Below are 406 nucleotides of genomic sequence, written 5' to 3'. Positions count from 1 at the left end.
CGCGGTTGAATTTCCAGCATGATTTCAGCCGAAAGAATGTTAGCAAGCTCTGTCTCAGCGTCAAGACCGTGGATAGCCTTCAGGTCTTGTGCCAGTTCAGTGGTATACTCTGCTTTGAGCGCACGAGACTTGGCCGTAACAGTGACCTTATCGATTGTGAAACCCATTTCTTCGTAAGCAGTGTTGGCTTCCATGTTAGCTGTGGTTACACCAGTACCCGTTGTTTCGGATGTAGCACCGAGAGCATTAGCGTGTGTACCTGTACCAGAGAAGTCGGTATCAGCTTCGTTGAACAGCGCTTCTTGCGTTGTGTCAAGAAGGTTAGTTGTGTTAGCGAAACGAGCCTTCATAGCGAAGATGAGACCAGAAGGACCAGTCATAGGCTGAACCCCCCAAATATCCCCCC

Annotated in this window: 1 protein-coding gene; it reads right to left on the bottom strand. The window is 49.5% G+C overall.

All coding sequences use genetic code 11. From position 1 onward, the window contains the following. Window positions 1-380, bottom strand: a 380-nt coding sequence (locus tag EOB36_RS34140) for a hypothetical protein (protein ID WP_245467981.1), incomplete at its 3' end; no start/stop codon positions are given. Between the last annotated feature and the right edge of the window lie 26 nt (window positions 381-406).

The organism is Mesorhizobium sp. M6A.T.Cr.TU.017.01.1.1 (assembly GCF_004023115.1).
Lineage (GTDB): Bacteria > Pseudomonadota > Alphaproteobacteria > Rhizobiales > Rhizobiaceae > Mesorhizobium > Mesorhizobium mediterraneum.
Note: the sequence above shows the minus strand (reverse complement) of the source record. Positions and strands in the feature narration are given on the sequence as shown.